Source organism: Actinomycetospora sp. (assembly GCF_036497585.1).
In the GTDB taxonomy this organism is placed as follows: domain Bacteria; phylum Actinomycetota; class Actinomycetes; order Mycobacteriales; family Pseudonocardiaceae; genus Actinomycetospora.
In genome coordinates, this window is sequence record NZ_DASXJD010000140.1 from 1 (window position 1) to 2,756 (window position 2,756).

Sequence of the window (2,756 nt, forward strand, 5' to 3'; positions counted from 1 at the left end):
CGTGCGACCGGTTCTCCGAAACCGCCCACCGCGGGCCGGATCGTGCGTACGGTCCCGCGACATGGACGACAGCGTGATCGACTTGGGACGACGGTCCGGGCCGACCCTCCGGACCATCGCCGTGACGCTCGCGGTGGTCGCGGTCGCCGCCGCCACCGGTGCGGTCGACGCCGGGGCGGGGACGGGCGCGCGGATCGGCGCCGGTGTCTGTGCCGGTCTGTGCGCGGTCGGCGCGGTCACGCTGGTGCGCGCCACGCGGCGGACGCGGCGGCTGGTGATCGACCACGCCGGCATCCGGCTCGATCTCGGCGCCCGCCGCAAGCCCGCTTTCCGGCTCGCCTGGACGGAGATCTCCGGGGTCGGCCTGCTCGTGGTGGCCGTGACCGCGCCGCACTCGTTCCTCCTGCGGCTGTTCGGCTGGCCGCCGCCCCAGGTCGGGGCGGTGCTGGAGCTGGTCCCGGCCGACCCCGAAGCGGTCCGTCGCCATCCCGAGCTGCTCCAGGCGTGGCGGCTCGGCCGGGAGCGCACCTGGCGGGTGGGGCTCGGCGCGGGCCGCCACGCCCCACCGGTCGAACCGCTCGTGCTGCGGTACCGGCCCGAGCTGTGGCGGGGCGAGCGGCCGGGGTCGCTCCTCAGCGCGTGATGGGTGGCCGGGGCGGTCGATGATCGTCGAGGTCGGGACATCGGCTGCGCCTGTGCACGTGGGCGGCACCCGCGTGCGCTGCCGTGGCCGCTGGCACACTGGGTTGTCGTGCCCACCCAGTCGCCGTTCGGGATCTACGTCCACGTGCCGTTCTGTGCGGCGCGTTGCGGCTACTGCGACTTCAACACGTACACGCCGTCGGAGCTGGCCGGGTCCGGGGCATCGCCGGACGGCTGGCTCGACGCCGTTCGCCGCGAGCTTGACATCGCCGCCCGGACGGTCGGGCCGCGGATGGCCGACTCCGTGTTCGTCGGCGGCGGGACCCCGTCGCTGCTCGGGGCCGACAGGCTCGGCCAGGTGCTCAGTGCCGTCCGGGAGACCTTCGGGCTCGCTCCCGGCGCCGAGGTGACCACCGAGTCCAACCCCGAGTCGACTTCGCCCGAGTTCTTCGCAGGCTTGGTCGACGCCGGGTTCACCCGCGTGTCGTTGGGAATGCAGTCCGCCGCGCCGCACGTGCTGCGGGTGCTCGACCGCAGGCACACCCCGGGTCGGGCGGTCGCCGCGGCGCGGGAGGCCAGGGCGGCGGGGCTGGCGCACGTCAACCTCGACCTCATCTACGCCACGCCCGGTGAGACCGACGACGACCTGCGCGCCTCCCTCGACGCGGTGCTGGCCGCCGGCGTGGACCACGTGTCGGCCTACGCACTGATCGTCGAGGACGGCACCGCGCTGGCCCGCCGGGTCGCGCGCGGCGAGCTGCCCGCCCCCGACGACGACGTGGCCGCGGCCCGATACGAGCTGATCGACGACCGCCTCTCGGCGGCGGGGCTGCACTGGTACGAGGTGTCGAACTGGACGGCGTCTCCCTCGGCGGCGTGCCGCCACAACCTCGGGTACTGGCTCGACGGGGACTGGTGGGGGCTCGGGCCGGGGGCACACTCGCACCTCGCCGGCGTGCGGTGGTGGAACGTCAAGCATCCGGCGCGGTACGCGGCGCTGCTGGCCGATGGGGCGTCCCCGGAGGCCGACCGCGAGGTGCTGACGGAGTCCGAGCGTCAGACGGAGCGGGTGATGCTGCGGCTGCGCCTGGCGACGGGCCTCCCGATGGATCTGCTCGACGGGGCAGGGCGCGCTGCGGCCGCCCGCGCCGCCGAGGACGGCCTGCTCGACCCTGCGGCGCTCGCGACGGACCGCGCGGTGCTGACCCGCCGGGGCCGCCTCCTGGCCGACGGAGTGATCCACACGCTCCTGGCGGGCGCGCCCGCATGACCGGGCGACTCGCCGGCGGAAACCGGGCGACTCGGGGGCGCAGAACGGGCGACTCGCGGGAGGGCCTGTCCGCGAGTCGCCCGGTTCCCGACCCTGAGTCGCCCTCGCGGGGAGGCAGGCGGACATGAGCCCGCGGCGGCGGCTGCTCGTGGCGGTGGTCGGGGTGCTCGTTGTGGTGGCCGCCGTCGTGGTCGGGCTGCGGACATTCGGCGCGCGTGGGCAGGCCCTCGACCCCACGGCGCTGCCGTCGCAGGACCAGCTCGGCCCGGTGCTGCTCGTCCCCGGCTACGGCGGATCCCGCGACAGCCTGCGGAGCCTCGCCGGGCGGATCGAGGCCACCGGCCGCGATGCCCAGGTGCTCACGCTCGTCGGCGACGGCACCGGAGACCTGTCGGCCCAGGTCGAGGTGCTCGACCACGCCGTCGACACGGCCCTGGCCGCCGGAGCGCCCTCGGTGGACGTGGTCGGCTACTCGGCGGGCGGGGTGGTCGCCGGGCTCTGGGTCGCCCGCGACGACGGCGCCTCGAAGGCCCGCCGGGTGGTGACCCTGGGTGCGCCACTGGCCGGCACGACGCTCGCGGCGGCGGCGTCGGCGACCGCGCCGGACGCGTGCCCGGTCGCGTGCCGGCAACTGGCTCCGGGCAGCGCCGAGCTGGCCGAGCTGGCCAGGGCGAGGGTCGGGACAGCGTTGCCGTGGCTCTCGATCTGGACCACCGACGACCAGACCGTCACCCCGCCGGACTCCGCCCGGCTGGCGGGTGCGGTGAACGTTCCTGTGCAAGGGGTCTGTCCCGGCACGCGCGTGAGCCACTCCGCGCTGCCGACCGAGGCGGCCGTCACGGGG

3 protein-coding genes are annotated in these 2,756 nt (G+C 76.0%); all 3 read left to right on the plus strand.

The window, feature by feature from the left end; translation table 11 throughout:
- Positions 1-61: 61 nt before the first annotated feature.
- Positions 62-643, plus strand: coding sequence for a hypothetical protein (locus VGH76_RS13865; protein ID WP_331557271.1), 582 nt, complete (start codon positions 62-64; stop codon positions 641-643).
- Between the two features lie 108 nt (positions 644-751).
- On the plus strand, positions 752-1,912 hold the full coding sequence (gene hemW / locus VGH76_RS13870) for a radical SAM family heme chaperone HemW (protein ID WP_331557272.1): 1,161 nt from the start codon (positions 752-754) through the stop codon (positions 1,910-1,912).
- Positions 1,913-2,036: 124 nt separating this feature from the next.
- Positions 2,037-2,756, plus strand: a 720-nt coding sequence (locus tag VGH76_RS13875) for a lipase (protein WP_331557273.1), incomplete at its 3' end; no start/stop codon positions are given.

What these genes read in the sequence shown, in the direction of transcription:
- VGH76_RS13865 (WP_331557271.1), top strand. Translation starts at nt 62, where the DNA reads ATGGACGACAGCGTGATCGACTTGGGACGACGGTCCGGGCCGACCCTC.